A 16,890-nucleotide genomic window follows, 5' to 3' on the forward strand; every position below is an offset into this window, starting at 1 on the left:
GCGTACGGCCGGGAGCACGGTCCGCCCAGCGGACGGTGACCGGTGATGACGGTGGGGCGCGGCACAATGGTCGTCATGACCAGTACGTCTGACCCCGCCAGGCCCAGCGGCCTGGACCCGAAGATCGCCGCGCGCCTCAAGCGCAGCGCCGACGGGCTGCTCCCCGCGATCGCCCAGCAGTACGACACCGGCGAGGTGCTGATGCTCGGCTGGATGGACGACGAGGCGCTGCACCGCACGCTGACCACCGGCCGCTGCACCTACTGGTCGCGCAGCCGCCAGGAGTACTGGGTCAAGGGCGACACCTCGGGCCATGTCCAGCACGTCAGGTCGGTCGCCCTGGACTGCGACGCGGACACCCTGCTCGTCAAGGTCGACCAGGTGGGCGCCGCCTGCCACACCGGGGACCGTACGTGCTTCGACGCCGATGTGCTGCTCGGGGACGCCGTGACCGGCGCCGCGTCGGCCCTGGATCAGTAGGGTCGGCCGCCATGGACCTCGAGACGTTCCGCAAGCTGGCCACCGACCGCCGCGTCATCCCGGTCACCCGCAAGCTCCTCGCCGACGGCGACACCCCCGTCGCGCTGTACCGCAAACTCGCCGGGGAGCGCCCCGGCACCTTCCTGCTGGAGTCGGCGGAGAACGGCCGCGCCGCGTACAAGTGGTCTCGCTACTCCTTCGTCGGCGTCCGCAGTGCCGCCACCCTGACCGAGCGGGACGGCGAGGTCCACTGGCTCGGCACCCCGCCGGTCGGCGTCCCGGTCGACGGCGACCCGCTGGCCGCCCTCCGGGCCACCATCGAGGCCCTGCACACGCCTCACCAGGAGGGTCTGCCGCCGTTCACCGGAGGCATGGTCGGCTATCTGGGCTACGACATCGTGCGCCGGCTGGAGAAGATCGGCCCGGGCGAGCGGGACGAGCTGCGGCTGCCCGAGCTGACCATGCTCCTCAGCAGCGACCTCGCGGTGATGGACCACTGGGAGGGCTCCGTTCTGCTGATCGCCAACGCGATCAACCACAACGACCTCGACACCGGCGTCGACGAGGCCTACGCGGACGCCGTGGCCCGCCTCGACGCGATGGAGGCCGACCTCTCCCGCGCGGTCCCGCAGCCGGCCGCCGCCCTCCCGCCCTCCGAACTGCCCGAGTACACCGCCCGATGGGGCGGCGCGGACTTCCGGGCGGCCGTCGAGGACATCAAGGAGCGCATCCGCGCGGGTGAGGCCTTCCAGGTCGTGCCGTCGCAGCGCTTCGAAACCGCGTGCACGGCAAGCGCGTTGGACGTCTACCGGGTGCTGCGGGCCACCAACCCGTCCCCGTACATGTACCTGTTCCGGTTCCCCTACGGGGACGGAGATGCCTTCGACGTCGTCGGGTCCAGCCCGGAAGCGCTGGTGAAGGTGGAGGACGGCCGGGCCATGGTGCACCCCATCGCGGGCACCCGGCACCGGGGCGCGACCCCGCAGGAGGACCAGGCCCTCGCCGAGGAACTGCTGGCCGACCCCAAGGAGCGGGCCGAGCACCTGATGCTCGTCGACCTGGGCCGCAACGACCTGGGGCGGGTCTGCGAGCCCGGCTCGGTCGAGGTCGTCGACTTCATGTCCGTCGAGCGGTACTCGCACGTGATGCACATCGTCTCGACCGTGACGGGCCGGGTCGCGCAGGGGCGCACGGCCTTCGACGTCCTGACCGCCTGTTTCCCGGCGGGCACGCTGTCCGGCGCGCCCAAGCCCCGCGCGATGCAGATCATCGACGAACTGGAGCCGTCGCGGCGGGGGTTGTACGGCGGCTGCGTCGGCTACCTGGACTTCGCGGGCGACTCCGACACGGCCATCGCCATCCGCACGGCACTGCTGCGGGACGGCACGGCGTACGTCCAGGCGGGCGCGGGCATCGTGGCCGACTCCGACCCGGTCGCCGAGGACGACGAGTGCCGCAACAAGGCGGCGGCGGTACTGCGGGCGGTCCATACCGCCAATCGGCTGGGGCGATGAGCGGGGCCGGGCGAACCCGGGAGGCGGGGCCGGGAACCCGTTCCGGGCGGGTCTCCGAGCCTGTTCCCGGCGGGCTGGGCGGCGGAGCCGCCCGCCGGTTCCGGGCGTGTCGATCATCCGATAAAGGGGCCCGGGTGACGGTTCGCCCGAGGTTCAGGCGATAGTGGAGTACGTGACTGCCGTACCTCACCCCCGAACCGAGGCCGCCGCACCCGTCCGGTCCGGCCGCCGCAGCCTCGCCCTCGCCCTGCTGTCCGGGGCCCTCGGCGCGGCGGTGGCGCTGCTCGCCTCCAGACAGGGCTGGTCGGCGGGGACCGTGACGGTGGCCGGCGGAGACTTCCCGCTGACCGCCAAGGGCAGCGACGTCACGGGCGTGCCCGCCGCGCTCGCCATAGTGGGCCTCGCCGCGCTCGTCGCCGTCTTCGCCGTCCGCAGAGCCGGACGTTTCCTCGTCGCCGGACTGCTCGCGCTCTCCGGCGCCGGCGTCGTCGCGGCGGCGCTCCTCGGCGCCACGGACAGCTCCGCGCTGGACGAGAAGGCGGCCCAGGCGGCCGGCGACACCTCCGCGACCGCCTTCGCGCTCTCCCATACGGCATGGCCGTACGTGGCCGCGGCCGGCGGCGCGCTCCTGCTCCTGGCCGGACTGCTCGCCCTGCGCTACGGCCGCTTGTGGCCCGCCATGTCCGGCCGCTACGAGCGCGACGGCACGCCCCGGCCCCGCCAGGCGAAGCCCCTGGACCCCGACCGTCCCGAGGATCTCTGGAAGGCCCTCGACCGGGGTGAGGACCCCACGGGCGCCTGACCCGCGCCACCGCCCCGCGGCGAGCGTGCCGCAGGGGCGTGTCGCAGGCGGGTCCGGCTCTCCCGGGAGCGACCCCGAGCTCACCTCATCCGCGCGGGTGCGGGACAATGAGGCCCGAGCGCGCGGCTCACCCAACTCACGTACAGCCAGCAAGGAGCAAGTCATGGCGGGCAACAATCACGGTCACACCCCGGCCGCCTGGGCCGGTGTCATCGTCGCCTTCGTCGGTTTCTGTGTCTCGGGCGCCTTCACCGTGATGGCCCAGCCGATCGGTTTCTGGGCGGGCCTGGTGATCGTCGTCCTCGGCGGCGTCGTGGGCGGCCTCATGCGCCAGATGGGCTTCGGCCAGCCGAAGACCCCGGCGCACTCGGCGCACGAGCCCGCGAGCGCGAGCTCGACCAGCTGAACCCGTAGGGCCGGCAGGGCGCGCATCTGCCACGGCTCGTACGCTCTCCTCGGTGAGGCGGCCCCGACCGGTCCGGCGGCCGCCTCATGTGGTTCCTGCGGCACGGGGGCGGCGGGGCAGGCAGAATGCCTCCCGTGAACGCCGAGAACCCCAGCGTGGTGCCGCCCCGCGCGCGAACCGGAGCCGCCGCCGTGCTCCGGCGGACCGCCACGCCGGCCGGGGTGCTCGCGGGCGTCGTCGGCGCCTTCGTGTACGTCGGGGCCGTGGACCCCAACGAACCCGGCCACTACCCGGTCTGCCCGCTGCTGCGCTACACGGGCCTGTACTGCCCCGGCTGCGGAGGACTGCGCAGCGCGCACGCCTTTGTGCACGGGGACTTCCTGACGGCGCTCCAGGACAACGCGCTCGCCGTCGCCGGCTATCTGGGCTTCGCCGTGGTCTGGACCCTGTGGGCCGTGCACGCGGTACGAGGACCGCGGCGTCGGCGGCTGCGCTTCGACCCCGGCCCGGTCCCGCTGTGGGGCCTGGGCGCCCTGCTGCTGGTCTTCACCGTTGTCCGCAATCTGCCCTTCGGTGGCTGGCTGCACCCTTGACCGATGGGTGAATGCCCAGGTAGAGGGACGGCCGTCAACCTGATGCGAGATCTGCCCCATCCTCCGGATACCATCGCAGTGACCAGTGGTTCCGCCCGCGGGGCGGTCCCGGTGGACCGAGCCCCGAGGCGATATCAGCTTCTTCAATCCTCAACCGTCAGGAAGGGGGCCGCTCGCGTGAGTGTGCTCGACGAGATCATCGACGGAGTCCGTGCCGACCTCGCGGAGCGGCAGGCGCGCGTCAGCCTCGACGAGCTCAAGGAGCGCGCGGCGAAGGCACGCCCCGCCAAGGACGGCGTCGCGGCTCTGCGGGGCGACGGCGTCAAGGTGATCTGCGAGGTGAAGCGGTCCAGCCCCTCCAAGGGCGCGCTCGCCGCGATCGCGGACCCGGCTGCCCTCGCGGCGGACTACGAGGCGGGCGGCGCGGCCGTCATCTCCGTGCTGACCGAACAGCGCCGCTTCGGCGGCTCGCTGGCCGACCTGGAGGCCGTCCGCGCCCGGGTCGACATCCCGGTGCTGCGCAAGGACTTCATCGTCACCTCGTACCAGCTCTGGGAGGCCAGGGCCTACGGCGCCGACCTTGCGCTGCTGATCGTCGCCGCCCTCGACCAGCCCGCCCTGGAGTCTCTCATCGAGCGTGCCGAGTCCATCGGGCTCACCCCGCTCGTGGAGGTGCACGACGAGGACGAGGTCGAGCGGGCGGTGGACGCCGGCGCGAAGGTGATCGGTGTCAACGCGCGCAACCTGAAGACCCTGGAGGTCGACCGCACGACGTTCGAGCGGGTCGCCCCGGAGATCCCCGAGGGGATCGTGAAGATCGCCGAGTCCGGCGTCCGGGGACCGCACGATCTGATCGCATACGCCAACGAGGGCGCCGACGCGGTGCTCGTGGGCGAGTCCCTGGTGACCGGGCGCGACCCGAAGACCGCGGTCGCCGACCTGGTGGCGGCGGGCGCGCACCCGGCGCTGCGGCACGGCCGGGACTGACATGACGCCGGGACCGGCCCCGTGCCCCGCGCCTCGCGCGGGTCATCCGGACGGCCCCGGCCCGGTAGGGTTGGCCTCGATGATGCTTTCGATCACCATGGCGACCAGGGATCCGTATGCCCGGCTCGCCCGTGGGTGCCGGCCGCGTGGCTGCCGGGCGCCCGCGCGGCGGGTGCACGGGCGGCGGGTGCGGTACGTCATCGGTGACGAGCCGGGGCAAGTGAACGGGATGCGATGGCGTCGCCCGTGTGCGCGCCACTCGTGGTGACCTGAAACCGGATCCGCCCCGTCGGCCGGGTGCCCTCACCGGCCACCGGCCCATGAGGGGATGCCCGGCCCGCACCGCCGACGGCGGCGCCCCGGCCGTCCCGCCGCACTGCGGCGGGCCATGGACCGGCGGCGCAGTGGCAGCGGCGGCGCCATGGGCCTCCGGCTGCGGCCACCCGGGATCAGCGCGCGCACGCGACCGCAGATGATTCCCGTTCCGACCCACCCGGGGCTCCGCCCCTGTGAGGTATTCCGTATGCCCAGCGAATTCTTCGTTCCCGACCCCCAGGGTCAGGTTCCCAACGCCGAGGGGTACTTCGGCGCGTTCGGCGGCAAGTTCATCCCGGAGGCCCTCGTCGCCGCCGTGGACGAGGTCGCCGTCGAGTACGACAAGGCCAAGGCCGACCCCGAGTTCGCCCGCGAGCTCGAGGACCTGCTCGTGAACTACACCGGCCGGCCCAGCGCCCTCACCGAGGTGCCGCGCTTCGCCCGGCACGCCGGTGGCGCCCGGATGTTCCTCAAGCGCGAGGACCTCAACCACACCGGATCCCACAAGATCAACAACGTCCTCGGCCAGGCCCTCCTGACCAAGAGGATGGGCAAGACGCGGGTCATCGCGGAGACCGGAGCCGGCCAGCACGGCGTCGCCACCGCCACGGCCTGCGCCCTCTTCGGGCTCGACTGCACCATCTACATGGGCGAGATCGACACCCAGCGGCAGGCCCTCAACGTCGCCCGGATGCGGATGCTCGGCGCCGAGGTCATCGCCGTGAAGTCCGGCTCCCGCACCCTCAAGGACGCCATCAACGAGGCGTTCCGCGACTGGGTCGCCAACGTCGACCGCACCCACTACCTGTTCGGCACCGTGGCCGGCCCCCACCCCTTCCCCGCCATGGTGCGCGACTTCCACCGAGTGATCGGCGTCGAGGCGCGGCGGCAGATCCTGGAGCGCGCCGGGCGCCTGCCCGACGCCGCCGTCGCCTGCGTGGGCGGCGGCTCCAACGCCATCGGGCTCTTCCACGCCTTCATCCCCGACGCCTCCGTCCGCCTCATCGGCTGCGAGCCCGCCGGCCACGGTGTCGAGACCGGCGAGCACGCCGCCACCCTCACCGCGGGCGAACCCGGCATCCTGCACGGCTCGCGGTCCTACGTCCTCCAGGACGACGAGGGCCAGATCACCGAGCCGTACTCGATCTCCGCGGGTCTCGACTACCCGGGCATCGGCCCCGAGCACGCCTACCTCAAGGACAGCGGCCGCGGCGAGTACCGGGCCGTCACCGACGACGCGGCGATGCAGGCCCTGCGCCTGCTGTCCCGCACCGAGGGCATCATCCCGGCCATCGAGAGCGCCCACGCCCTCGCCGGCGCCCTGGAGATCGGCCGGGAGCTGGGCACGGACGGGCTGATCGTCGTCAACCTGTCCGGGCGCGGCGACAAGGACATGGACACGGCCGCCCGGTACTTCGGCCTGTACGACACCGACGCGTCCGTCGAGGCGGACGCCGACAGCGACACCGCCGAGATCGAGGGGGACGTCAAGTGAGCGGGAACATCCGACTGCTGTCCGACACCCTCGCCGCCGCGAAGGCCGAGGGACGGACCGCGCTCATCGCCTATCTGCCGGCCGGCTTCCCCACCGTCGACGGCGGCATCGCCGCGATCAAGGCGGTTCTGGACGGCGGCGCCGACATCGTCGAGGTGGGGCTGCCGCACAGCGACCCGGTCCTCGACGGCCCCGTCATCCAGACCGCCGACGACATCGCCCTGCGCGGCGGCGTCAGGATCGCCGACGTCCTGCGTACGGTCCGCGAGGCGCACGGGGCGACCGGGAAGCCGGTGCTCGTGATGACGTACTGGAACCCCATCGACCGCTACGGCGTGGAGCGCTTCACCGCCGAGCTGGCCGAGGCGGGCGGCGCCGGCTGCATCCTGCCGGACCTGCCCGTGCAGGAGTCGGCGCTGTGGCGGGAGCATGCCGAGAAGCACGGGCTCGCCACGGTCTTCGTGGTCGCGCCGAGCAGCAGGGACGGGCGGCTCGCCGAGATCACCGCTGCGGGCTCCGGCTTCGTCTACGCGGCCTCCCTCATGGGCGTCACCGGCACCCGTGAGTCGGTCGGCACCCAGGCCCAGGACCTGGTCCGGCGCACCCGGGCGACCACCGACCTGCCCGTCTGCGTCGGCCTCGGCGTCTCCGACGCCGCGCAGGCCGCCGAGGTGGCCGGTTTCGCCGACGGAGTGATCGTCGGCTCCGCGTTCGTGAAGCGGATGCTGGACGCGGAGGACGAGGCGGCGGCCCTCCAGGCCGTACGGACACTGGCGGGCGAACTGGCCGAGGGCGTGCGCCGCACCGGGTGACACGGCACCACGGGACACCCGAGGGAATTCACCCGAGAGGATGAATTCCGGGAGTCCCTGATCATTTCTCGCTCGAACGGGTGGACCTGGGACCGGGGAGGCGCGCTGCGCCTCCCCGGTTCGTTCTGCCGGATGTGAGCGAGAAGAACCGTGACGGAAAGCGCACCGCCCGTGAGCGGCTGGCGGACGAGCGACAGAGGCAGAGGAGCGCGGACAGGCGCCGCCGGGCGCTGATCGTGGGCGCGTCGATCGTGTGCGTCCTGGGCCTGGCGACGGTGGTGGGCCTCCTGGCGGCGAACGCCGGGAAGAGCGGCAAGAGCGGCGCCGCCGGTCCCGCCGTGGCGCCCTCGGGGGCGACGGGCAAGGACAGCCTCGCGATCCCGGTGGGCCAGGACTCCGCCAAGTCCACCCTCACGGTGTGGGAGGACTTCCGCTGCCCGGCCTGCCAGGCCTTCGAGACCACCTACCGCCCGACGATCCGCCAGCTGACCGACGCCGGAAAGCTCAGAGCCGAGTACCACCTGGTCACGCTCATCGACGGAAACACCGGCGGCAGCGGCTCCCACCGCGCGGCCAACGCCGCCGCGTGCGCCCAGGACGCGGGCAAGTTCCGCGACTACCACGACGTGCTGTACGAGAACCAGCCGAGCGAGACCGAGGACGGCTTCTCCGACAAGGCGAAGCTGATCGAGTTGGCGGGCAAGGTCCCCGGTCTCGACACGCCCGCCTTCCAGACCTGTGTGAACGACGGCACACACGACGGCTGGGTGGCGAAGTCGAACGACGCGTTCCAGAGCGGTGGCTTCAGCGGCACCCCGACCGTGCTCCTCGACGGCAAGAACATCTACACCGACCGGACGATGACCCCCGCGAAGCTGAAGCAGTTGGTGGAATCGGCGAACAAGTCCTGAGGCGGGCCACGCCCGGCGCGCCCCCGGCCCGCCACGCCGGGGGCGGCGTACGTTATGGACCCGTAGCCAGGTGAATTGCCGTGCTGCGCGTCCGGCACGGTAGCGTCGTTCCTGCCATGGAACTTGCCTACATCCCCAGCCCCTCGCGCGGAGTGCTGTACCTCGGCCCCATTCCGCTGCGCGGCTACGCGTTCTGCATCATCATCGGTGTCTTCGTAGCCGTGTGGCTCGGCAACAAACGCTGGATCGCCCGCGGCGGCCGCCCGGGCACCGTGGCCGACATCGCGGTCTGGGCGGTGCCCTTCGGCCTCGTCGGCGGACGGCTCTACCACGTGATCACGGACTACGAGCTGTACTTCAGCGACGGCCGTGACTGGGTGAACGCGTTCAAGGTCTGGGAGGGCGGACTCGGCATCTGGGGCGCCATCGCGCTCGGGGCGATCGGCGCCTGGATCGGCTGCCGCCGTCGGGGCATCACCCTGCCCTCGTACGCCGACGCCGTCGCCCCCGGTATCGCCTTCGCGCAGGCGATCGGCCGCTGGGGCAACTGGTTCAACCAGGAGCTGTACGGCCGGCCGACGGACCTGCCGTGGGCGCTGCACATCACGTCCTCGGCGGGCGGCCGGGTGCCCGGCTACTACCACCCCACGTTCCTGTACGAGTCGCTGTGGTGCGTCGGGGTCGGGTTCCTGGTGATCTGGGCGGACCGCCGCTTCCGGCTGGGGCACGGCCGGGCCTTCGCGCTGTACGTGGCCGCGTACTGCGTGGGCCGCGGCTGGATCGAGTACATGCGGGTCGACGACGCGCACCACATCCTCGGCCTGCGGCTGAACGACTGGACCGCCATGCTGGTGTTCCTGGGCGCGGTCGTGTACATCGTGGTCTCGTCGCGGCTGCGGCCGGGCCGCGAGGAGATCGTGGAGCGGGGCGCCTCCGACGGCGAGACCGGGGAGGACGGCGGTTCCGCGGCTCTGGAGAAGAAGCCGGAGCAGTCCGACGAGAAGCCGGAGTCCGCAGACGTGAAGCGCGGGCAGTCCGACGAGAAGCCGGACCAGGCCGAGGACGAGCCGGACCAGGCCAAGGACGAGCCCGCGGCACCGGCTCCGGGCGCGTCCGGGGCGGAGAAGACCACCGAGGACCCCGGCACCCCGCAGGACGCGAAGGCTCCGGCGGCGGACGAGGCCCGGTCGGCGAAGAAGAGCTGAGAAACGCTTTCCCACCGTCGGGGGCGCCGTATCACGGGATACGGCGCCCCCGACGTGCTGCGGGGCACCGCCCGCCCTCAGCGCCTGCGGCGGGCCAGGGACAGCGTGGTGTGCGCCTCCCTGACCACCGCCGTGTCGACGAACCGACCGTCTGGGAGGGCCAGGGCGCCCGGCTCCCTGGCCGCCGCCTTCAGGACCTCCTCCGCCCACGAGATCTCCTCCGCGGTGGGCGCGTAGGCCCGCTCGATCACGGGGAGCTGGCGGGGGTGGATCGCCGCCCGCCCCAGAAAGCCCAGGGTCCGGCCACGGGCACAGGAGGCCGCCAGCCCTTCCAGATCCCTGGTGTCCGGGTAGATCGACTGGGCGGGCGGCGGCAGCGCGGCGGCCCGTGCGGCCACCACCACCCGGGCCCGCGACCAGTCCAGGCCCGCGTCCTCCCGTACCCCGAGATCCGCCCGCAGATCCGCCTCGCCCAGCGCGATGCCCCGCAGCGCCGGGTGCGCCGACGCGATCGTGTACGCGCGCTCCACCCCCAGGGCCGTCTCCAACAGCGCGTAGAGGGGGACCGCCCCGCCCGCCGCGCGAGCGGCCCGCCGCGCGACCTGCACCACGTCCGACGGTGACGTCACCTTCGGCAGCCTGAGGCCCGACAGACCGGGCAGGGCCGACAGCGCCGCGAGATCCGCCTCGGCCCACGGGCTGTCCAGCGCGTTCATCCGGACATGGACCGGCACCGGCACACGCTCGGACAGCCGTTCCGCCGTCGCCGCCCGCGCGAACTCCTTGCGGTCCGGGGCGACCGCGTCCTCCAGGTCGACCAGCACCACATCGGCCCCCGACAGCAGCGCCTTGCCGACCACCTCCGGACGGTCCCCGGGGGCGTACAGCAAGGTGAGCGGGGGGAAGCCCGGGCCCGCGCTCACAGGGTGCCCTCCGCCTCGAGCGCGGCGATCTCCCCGTCCGTGAGGCCCAGCTCGCCGAGGATCACCCGGGTGTCCGCGCCGTGCGGACGGCCCGCCCAGCGGATCGCGCCGGGCGTGGCGGACAGCCGGAAGAGCACGTTCTGCATCCGCAGCCGGCCCAGCTCCGGGTCGGGGACCGTGGTGATCGTGTCCAGCGCCGTGTACTGGGGGTCGGTCATGACATCCCGTACGTCCTGCACCGGGGCGACCGCCGCCTCCGCCTGTTCGAACTCCTTGAGCACCTCCGCCCGGGTGTGGCGGGCGATCCAGCCGCCGACCGCCTCGTCGAGCACATCGGCGTGCCGGGCCCGGTCCTCGCCGCTCGCGAACCACGGCTCCTCGATCACCTCCGGACGGCCCACCAGACGCATCACCCGCTCGGCGACGGACTGCGCGGAGGTGGACACGGCGACCCAGCCGCCGTCCGCGGTGCGGTAGGTGTTGCGCGGGGCGTTGTTCTGGGAGCGGTTGCCGGTGCGCCCCTGGACGTGGCCCAGCTGGTCGTACCAGATCGGCTGCGGCCCGAGGACCGTGAGGATCGGTTCGATGATCGCCAGGTCCACGACCTGTCCCGCGCCGGTGCGGTCCCGGCCCGTGAGGGCGGTCAGCACCGCGTACGCCGTCGTCAGGGCCGCGATCGAATCGGCCAGCCCGAACGGCGGGAGCGTCGGGGGCGCCTCCGGCTCCCCGGTGATCGCCGCGAACCCGCTCATCGCCTCCGCGAGCGTGCCGAAGCCGGGGCGGTGCGCGTAGGGCCCGAACTGGCCGAACGCGGTCACCCGGGCGAGGACCAGCCGGGGGTTCGCGGCCGACAGCTCGTCCCAGCCCAGACCCCACTTCTCCAGCGTGCCGGGGCGGAAGTTCTCGATCACCACGTCGGCGGTCGCGGCCAGGCGCAGCAGCGTCGTCCGCCCGCCCGGCCGGGACAGGTCCAGGGTCATCGTGCGCTTGTTGCGGCCCAGCAGCTTCCACCACAGGCCCACCCCGTCCTTCGTCGGGCCGTGACCGCGCGAGGGGTCCGGCCGGACCGGATGCTCCACCTTGATGACCTCGGCACCGAAGTCACCGAGCAGGGTGGCGGCGAGGGGGCCGGCGAAGAGGGTCGCGAGATCGAGGACGCGGAGGCCGGTGAGGGGCGCGGTCATGAGCGGTGGGCTTCCCGGTGGGTGAGATGGGCCAGGGCGTCGAAGCCGATGCCGTTGAAGTCGCCGACGGACGTGGTCAGCCGGTTCTTGAGCGGGGCCGTCCAGCGGTCGGGCAGCGCACCGGGGTGTCCGGCCAGCAGGCCCGCCACGCTGCCCGCCGTCGCACCGTTCGAGTCGGTGTCCCAGCCCCCGGACACCGCACGGCAGACCGAGCCGGTGAAGTCGCCGTCTGCGTGGGTGAGGGCGGCGGCGATCAGGGCGGTGTTGGGCACGGCGTGGACCCAGTGACAGGCGCGATGAGTGGCGTGCAGTTCGTCGACGACCGCGTCGAAGTCCCATGTCGTCCGCGCGAGCCGGATCGCGTGGCGGACGGCGCGGGCCAGCCGGGAGCCGGGTGGGACCACGGAGAGGCCGGTGCGCAGGCAGCGGTGGACATCATGGACGCCGGTGGCCGCCTCGGCGAGAGCTGCGGCCGTGAACATGGCCGCGTACACGCCGTTCGCGGTGTGTGTGAGGGTGGCGTCGCGGTGGGCCTGTCCGGCCGCGGCGGCCGGGTCGCCCGGGTTGGTCCAGCCGTGGACGTCCGCGCGGATCAGGGCGCCGATCCACTCGCGGAAGGGGTTGCGGTGGCGGGCCGTGCGCGGGGGTTCGATGCCGCAGAGCAGATTGCGGTAGGCGACGCGCTCGGCGGTGAAGGTGCGCCCGGCGGGCAGTTCGTCGAGCCAGAGCCGGGCCACGTCCCCGGTGGTGAAGGCCTTGCCGTGGCGGCCGAGCAACAGCAGGTTGAGAAGCGGGTAGTTGAGGTCGTCGTCCTCGGGCATGCCGTCGATGTTCTCGGCCAGGGAGTTCGCGGAGGATCGGCGGTTCCAGGGGTACCGCTCGGCGAGGTCGTCCGGTACTCCGCGGGCCGTGAACCAGGTGCGCAGGGGCCAGTTGCCCGTGGCGCGGGCGAGCGCACGGATGCCGTCCAGGGGGAGCTTCTCGACGGGCTTGCCGAGCAGACAGCCGACGGCCCGGCCCAGCCAGGCGGCCTCCAGACGCGCCACGGCCGGGGCCCGCACGCTCCCGGCCCGCTCGGGCCAGTCCGGACACAGGGCCCTGATGCGCTCCAGACAGGTCGGTTCGTGCTCCGCCGACCGGCGGGGCAGATCGGCCAGTTCGTCCAGCAGATCCTTCGCCAGCACCCGCAGATACGGGGACACCGGCGCGGACGACGCGCCCGCCCGCACCGGAGCCTCGGGCCCGCCCGCCCGGTACCACCGCGCTGCGACGGCCGAGGTCTCGCGGCCCTCCAGCTCCGCCTGGCGCAGCTCGTGCCCGAGGAGGTCCTCCGGCTGGACCCAGGTCACTCGGAGCACCTCGGGCCTCCCATCCCGGCGAACGCCGCCTCATGGGACCGGCGGCGGTACACGTCCCGGGCGAAGATCTCCCGGGTGACCTCCGTCAGCGTCCGGGCCGGCGCGTGCAGATCCAGACGGCTGGCCTCGGCGACCTCCTTCGCCCAGTAGGACGGCACCTCCGACCCCAGCGCGCCCGTGATCGCGCCCGCCATCGTCGCGATGGAGTCGCAGTCCCGGCCGTAGTTGACCGAGCCGAGCACCGCGTGCCGGTAGTCGCCGCGTGCCACCACCACCATGCCGAGCGCCACCGGTAGTTCCTCGATCGCATGCAGCCGGGAGGGCCGGCGGGCGCCCAGGGACGGGGCGCGGTAGTCCGGGCCGACCGTGTCGTAGGGGGCCACCGCCTCCCGCAGCGGACGCAGTGCGGACTCGAAGTCCGAGTAGCGGGACGCCGTGTCGCAGACCGTCTCGATGGCGGCACGCGTACCGTCCTTCGCCAGGGACAGACACGCGCCCACGACCGAGTCGGCGGTAGCCCCCGGCACGCACGCGGCCGCCACCGCCGCCGCGAACACCCCGGCCGCCTCCCTGCCGTACGACGACTGGTGCGCCCCCGCCACATCCAGCGCCTCGGCGTACGCGCCCGCCGGATGGGCCGCGTTGACCAGGCCGACCGGCGCCATGTACATTGCCGCACCGCAGTTGACGATGTTGCCGGTGCCCGCCTCGCGCGGATCGACATGGCCGTAGTGCAGCCTGGTCACCAGCCACTTCTCCGCGAGGAAGATCCGCTGGAGGGGGATCGTCTCCGCCTCCAGCTCCGGGATCCAGCGCGGGTTCGTCATCAGGTCCGGGACCAGGTGTTCGGCGATCGCGTACGCGTCGAGGTGGTCGCGGACGGCCGCGTACACCCGTACCAGCGCATGGGTCATCAAGGTGTCGTCGGTGACATGGCCGTCGCCCTTGTGGTATGGGGCCACGGGACGGGCGGTGCGCCAGTCGTCGCCGTGCCAGGGTCCGACGATTCCGTGCACGCGGCCGCCGTGCCGTTCGACGATCTGCGCGGGCGAGTGGCCCTCGACGGGTCCGCCGAGGGCGTCGCCGACGGCGGCACCGACCAGGGCGCCGGTGATGCGTTCGTCGAGAGGGATCGTCTCGTCAGAAGTGGGCGTCATGTCCCGAATCATCCACCTGGAGCGGTCAGTTCCGTCGCCTCCAGGAGTTCGGCGAGGTGTACGAGATCGGTACCGGTCAGCCGGGGGAGCGCGCAGCCGGACAGGGTGCGGCAGGCGTCCCGCCAGGCGGGCGGGATCGCCGCGCCGCCTCCGATCGCCCCGGTCAGCGCACCGGCCAGGGCCGGGGCGGAGTCGGCGACCCGCGACAGACACGCGGCGGCGGGCACGGCCTCGACGATCCGGCCGCGGGCGGCCGTCGCCAGGGCGAGCGCGACCGGGACGGTCTCCGCGGCCGCGACACCGTAGCTGTAGACGTGGTCGACGATCTGGTGCTCCAGCAGCGGTACGACGGAGAAGGCACGGTCGCCGTCCCGGGCCAGCGTCAGCGCGTGCCGGGCGTTGCGGCCGATCTCGGTGGACTCCGGAAGTTCGGCCAGGGCGGCCGCCACGCAGGCCTCGACCCCCTCCCCGGACAGGGCGAGCGAGAGGGCCGCGGCCATGGCGCGCGCCCCGTGCACCCCGTCGCCGTCCTGGGTGTAGCGGGCGTCGAACTCGGCCAGTTCCGCGGCGAGTCGGGGATCCCCGGGGTGCGCCACGGCCAGCACACAGGCCCGTACGCAGGCCGCGTCGTCGAAGTAGTGCGGGTTGTCGTGGCCGGTGGCGGGCGGGCGCAGACCGGTGGCGAGATTGCCGAGTCCCGCGCGTACGGAGATACGGGCGCGCAGCGGCGGAACCGCCGACTCGACCTCGGGCGCCCGGTCGGCCGCGGCGGCGACCTCGGCGGCGACGGCGTTCCAGGACAGATCGATGGCCGCGCGCATCCTGCGCTGCCGGCCGAGGTCGCCGAGCGCGCTGCCGTCCCCGGCCCGCAGCACGGCCTCCGCCGCGAACGCCGCCCACTCGGCGTCGTCCGACGGCCCCAGCCGCAGGGGTTCCGGCGGCTGGTTGAGCGCGATCGGCACGGGCAGGGTGGTGGTCGCGTTCTGCTCGGCGAAGGTGTCCAGTTCCCGGGTCAGCCGCCGGGTCCACTCGGGCATCCGGGCGGCCCGGTGCCGGGCGGCCGGCCATCCGGCGGCGTCGCCCGCGGCGAGCCCGAGCAGCAGCCCCTCGACCCGGCGGGGACCGGTGGCCGCGCTCATGACTCCGCCTCGTCCTCGTCCGCCACGGCCACGTACGCCGCCTCGGCATAGGCCGCGGGATCGGGCTGCGCCCGGGCGTCCTGCAGCGGCGGGCCGTTGGGATGCACAGGGTCGCGGGTGGTTGTGGGTGCCAGGGGCGCGTCGGGGGTGGCGAGCGGCACCAGGTCCTTGCCGTCGTCGGGCGGGGCCGGATCGAGGCGGGTCGCGGGCGCCACCGGCGCGGTGCCGGCGGCGAGGGGTACGGGTTCCTTGCCGTCGTCGGGCGGGGCCGGGTGACTGTCGAACCTGGATCGGACCGAATGACTGTTGTCCGTGGACCGGACCGACTGGCTGCTGTCCCTGGGCGGAGCCGTATCGCCCTCGTCCGCGGGCCGGCCCCGTCGCGCGTGGGTCGTGGCGCTCCGTGCCGGGGGTGTCGTCCCGGTCGCCGGTGTCCCGCTGTCCCGAGGCGTCAGCAGGTCCGCCACATCGAGCACATGGTGGCCCGCCACGGACGGCAGACACCGCCCGCGGACCGGCCCGATCGCCGCCGCCCACGCGGCCGGGATCGCCGACACACCGCAGGTCGCGCCGGCCAGCGCACCCGCGACCGCCGCCGTGGTGTCCGCGTCGCGGCCCATGTTCACCGCGGTGAGCACCGACTCCTCGAAGCCGCCGTCCGCCGCCGCGTACGCGCCGAAGGCCAGGGCCACCGCCTCGGGGGCGAGGTCCGTCCAGGGATAGCCGCCGATCACCACCGCCGAGCGGACCGCGAGGGCGCCCCGGCGCGCTGCCGTCACCGCGCGGCGCAGGGAGCGGGCGGTCCACGAGTCGTCGGGGACGACCGCCAGGGCCGAGGCCACCACGGCGGTCGCCGGCGCGCCCGCCATCGCCGCCGCCACCCCGGCGGCGACCGCCTGGCCGCCGTAGATGCCCTCCCCCTCGTGGCTCACCGAGCCGTCGACGGCCACCAGCCGGGCCGCCTCCACGGGGCGTCCCGCGGCGAAGACGCCGAAGGGAGCCGCCCGCATGGCCAGGCCGTCGCTCCAGGCGTGCCGGTGCTGCGCCGAAATGGGTGCTGCGAGGCCTCTGCGCAGGTTCTCCAGCGTGCCCCGCTCACTGAAGCCCGCCCCGCGGAACGGGCCCTCGTCGCGGTCCGCGATCCACCGGTGCCAGGCCGCCTCCACGTGCGCCGCGGTGAGCGCGGAGCCGTACCGGGCCAGCAGCAGCCCCGAGAAGATCGCGTACTCGGTGTCGTCCGTGCCGCAGGGCTGCTCGACGACGTACCCCGTGATGCGGCCCCAGCGGGCGCGGATCTCGGACGGCCGCATGTTCTCGGCGGGCGCGCCCAGCGCGTCCCCGACGGCGAGGCCGAGCAGTGCGCCGCGGGCCCGTTCCCGCAGGCCGGAGGCGTTCCCGGGGGCCGGGGCCGGGGGAGTGCAGGCGGTGGATGCCATACGGAGCCTCTTCTCTCAGGACGCCCCTCCCCGGTCCGGGACACGGAACCGCTTTGCGGATCTGTGCCACGGGAGCCGTCCCGACGAGCCTCGCCGGCCTCAGCATCACCCTTCCGACATCTGTGCAGAGGCATACACGGATGAGCGCTCAGCGCCAAAAGTGCAGGTTAGCC

15 protein-coding genes and 1 pseudogene are annotated in these 16,890 nt (G+C 73.6%); 10 read left to right on the forward strand and 6 right to left on the reverse strand.

Going from position 1 to position 16,890, the window contains the following annotated elements:
* The first annotated feature begins 75 nt into the window (after positions 1 to 75).
* The 10 genes from hisI (at position 76) to lgt (ending at position 9,520) form a co-directional block, all read left to right on the forward strand.
* Positions 76 to 480: a phosphoribosyl-AMP cyclohydrolase gene (gene hisI, locus AB0L95_RS08530; RefSeq protein WP_365158913.1), complete on the forward strand. Its 405-nt coding sequence runs from the start codon at positions 76 to 78 to the stop codon at positions 478 to 480.
* Positions 481 to 491: 11 nt separating this feature from the next.
* Positions 492 to 1,994, forward strand: a complete 1,503-nt coding sequence (locus AB0L95_RS08535; protein ID WP_365158915.1) for an anthranilate synthase component I — start codon at positions 492 to 494, stop codon at positions 1,992 to 1,994.
* Between the two features lie 163 nt (positions 1,995 to 2,157).
* A complete protein-coding gene (locus AB0L95_RS08540; protein ID WP_365158918.1) occupies positions 2,158 to 2,796 on the forward strand; it encodes a TIGR02234 family membrane protein in 639 nt (212 codons plus the stop codon).
* 163 nt (positions 2,797 to 2,959) lie between these two features.
* Complete coding sequence (locus tag AB0L95_RS08545) at positions 2,960 to 3,202, forward strand: HGxxPAAW family protein (protein ID WP_365158921.1); 243 nt, start codon at positions 2,960 to 2,962, stop codon at positions 3,200 to 3,202.
* A gap of 125 nt (positions 3,203 to 3,327) precedes the next feature.
* On the forward strand, positions 3,328 to 3,795 hold the full coding sequence (locus AB0L95_RS08550; protein ID WP_365158924.1) for a DUF2752 domain-containing protein: 468 nt from the start codon (positions 3,328 to 3,330) through the stop codon (positions 3,793 to 3,795).
* 177 nt (positions 3,796 to 3,972) lie between these two features.
* Positions 3,973 to 4,782 (forward strand): indole-3-glycerol phosphate synthase TrpC, encoded by an 810-nt coding sequence (trpC, locus tag AB0L95_RS08555; RefSeq protein WP_365158927.1) that lies wholly within the window; start codon positions 3,973 to 3,975, stop codon positions 4,780 to 4,782.
* A 523-nt stretch (positions 4,783 to 5,305) separates the two neighbouring features.
* A complete protein-coding gene (gene trpB / locus AB0L95_RS08560; RefSeq protein ID WP_365158930.1) occupies positions 5,306 to 6,592 on the forward strand; it encodes a tryptophan synthase subunit beta in 1,287 nt (428 codons plus the stop codon).
* Positions 6,589 to 7,404, forward strand: a complete 816-nt coding sequence (gene trpA / locus AB0L95_RS08565; protein ID WP_365158933.1) for a tryptophan synthase subunit alpha — start codon at positions 6,589 to 6,591, stop codon at positions 7,402 to 7,404. The genes trpB and trpA overlap by 4 nt, the downstream gene beginning before the upstream one ends.
* 134 nt (positions 7,405 to 7,538) lie before the next feature.
* A complete protein-coding gene (locus AB0L95_RS08570) occupies positions 7,539 to 8,315 on the forward strand; it encodes a thioredoxin domain-containing protein (protein ID WP_365158936.1) in 777 nt (258 codons plus the stop codon).
* Positions 8,316 to 8,431: 116 nt separating this feature from the next.
* Positions 8,432 to 9,520: a prolipoprotein diacylglyceryl transferase gene (gene lgt / locus AB0L95_RS08575; protein WP_365158939.1), complete on the forward strand. Its 1,089-nt coding sequence runs from the start codon at positions 8,432 to 8,434 to the stop codon at positions 9,518 to 9,520.
* Positions 9,521 to 9,597: 77 nt separating this feature from the next.
* Here the strand turns inward: lgt and AB0L95_RS08580 are convergent, their stop codons facing one another.
* From AB0L95_RS08580 to AB0L95_RS08605, 6 genes and pseudogenes are all read right to left on the reverse strand, one after another.
* Positions 9,598 to 10,443, reverse strand: a complete 846-nt coding sequence (locus AB0L95_RS08580; protein ID WP_365158942.1) for a CoA ester lyase — start codon at positions 10,441 to 10,443, stop codon at positions 9,598 to 9,600.
* Positions 10,440 to 11,627 carry a CoA transferase gene (locus AB0L95_RS08585; protein ID WP_365158945.1) on the reverse strand — a complete coding sequence of 396 codons (1,188 nt, stop codon included), beginning with the start codon at positions 11,625 to 11,627 and terminating at the stop codon, positions 10,440 to 10,442. The genes AB0L95_RS08580 and AB0L95_RS08585 overlap by 4 nt, the downstream gene beginning before the upstream one ends.
* Positions 11,624 to 12,985, reverse strand: coding sequence for an ADP-ribosylglycohydrolase family protein (locus AB0L95_RS08590; protein ID WP_365158948.1), 1,362 nt, complete (start codon positions 12,983 to 12,985; stop codon positions 11,624 to 11,626). The genes AB0L95_RS08585 and AB0L95_RS08590 overlap by 4 nt, the downstream gene beginning before the upstream one ends.
* On the reverse strand, positions 12,973 to 14,142 hold the full coding sequence (locus AB0L95_RS08595; protein WP_365158951.1) for an ADP-ribosylglycohydrolase family protein: 1,170 nt from the start codon (positions 14,140 to 14,142) through the stop codon (positions 12,973 to 12,975). The genes AB0L95_RS08590 and AB0L95_RS08595 overlap by 13 nt, the downstream gene beginning before the upstream one ends.
* Positions 14,143 to 14,150: 8 nt before the next feature.
* Positions 14,151 to 15,281, reverse strand: coding sequence for an ADP-ribosylglycohydrolase family protein (locus AB0L95_RS08600; RefSeq protein ID WP_365158953.1), 1,131 nt, complete (start codon positions 15,279 to 15,281; stop codon positions 14,151 to 14,153).
* Between the two features lie 437 nt (positions 15,282 to 15,718).
* Positions 15,719 to 16,717: pseudogene (locus tag AB0L95_RS08605) on the reverse strand (ADP-ribosylglycohydrolase family protein); the annotation flags it as partial.
* Positions 16,718 to 16,890: the final 173 nt, after the last annotated feature.

Source organism: Streptomyces sp. NPDC052036, assembly GCF_040680495.1.
GTDB lineage: Bacteria > Actinomycetota > Actinomycetes > Streptomycetales > Streptomycetaceae > Streptomyces.

Bases quoted from the DNA above. Each gene is read 5' to 3' on its own strand.
- hisI (WP_365158913.1), top strand. From the start codon at position 76: ATGACCAGTACGTCTGACCCCGCCAGGCCCAGCGGCCTGGACCCGAAG.
- AB0L95_RS08595 (WP_365158951.1), bottom strand. From the start codon at position 14,142: ATGACGCCCACTTCTGACGAGACGATCCCTCTCGACGAACGCATCACC.
- AB0L95_RS08550 (WP_365158924.1), top strand. From the start codon at position 3,328: ATGCCTCCCGTGAACGCCGAGAACCCCAGCGTGGTGCCGCCCCGCGCG.
- AB0L95_RS08585 (WP_365158945.1), bottom strand. From the start codon at position 11,627: ATGACCGCGCCCCTCACCGGCCTCCGCGTCCTCGATCTCGCGACCCTC.
- lgt (WP_365158939.1), top strand. From the start codon at position 8,432: ATGGAACTTGCCTACATCCCCAGCCCCTCGCGCGGAGTGCTGTACCTC.
- AB0L95_RS08545 (WP_365158921.1), top strand. From the start codon at position 2,960: ATGGCGGGCAACAATCACGGTCACACCCCGGCCGCCTGGGCCGGTGTC.
- AB0L95_RS08600 (WP_365158953.1), bottom strand. From the start codon at position 15,281: ATGAGCGCGGCCACCGGTCCCCGCCGGGTCGAGGGGCTGCTGCTCGGG.
- AB0L95_RS08535 (WP_365158915.1), top strand. From the start codon at position 492: ATGGACCTCGAGACGTTCCGCAAGCTGGCCACCGACCGCCGCGTCATC.
- trpB (WP_365158930.1), top strand. From the start codon at position 5,306: ATGCCCAGCGAATTCTTCGTTCCCGACCCCCAGGGTCAGGTTCCCAAC.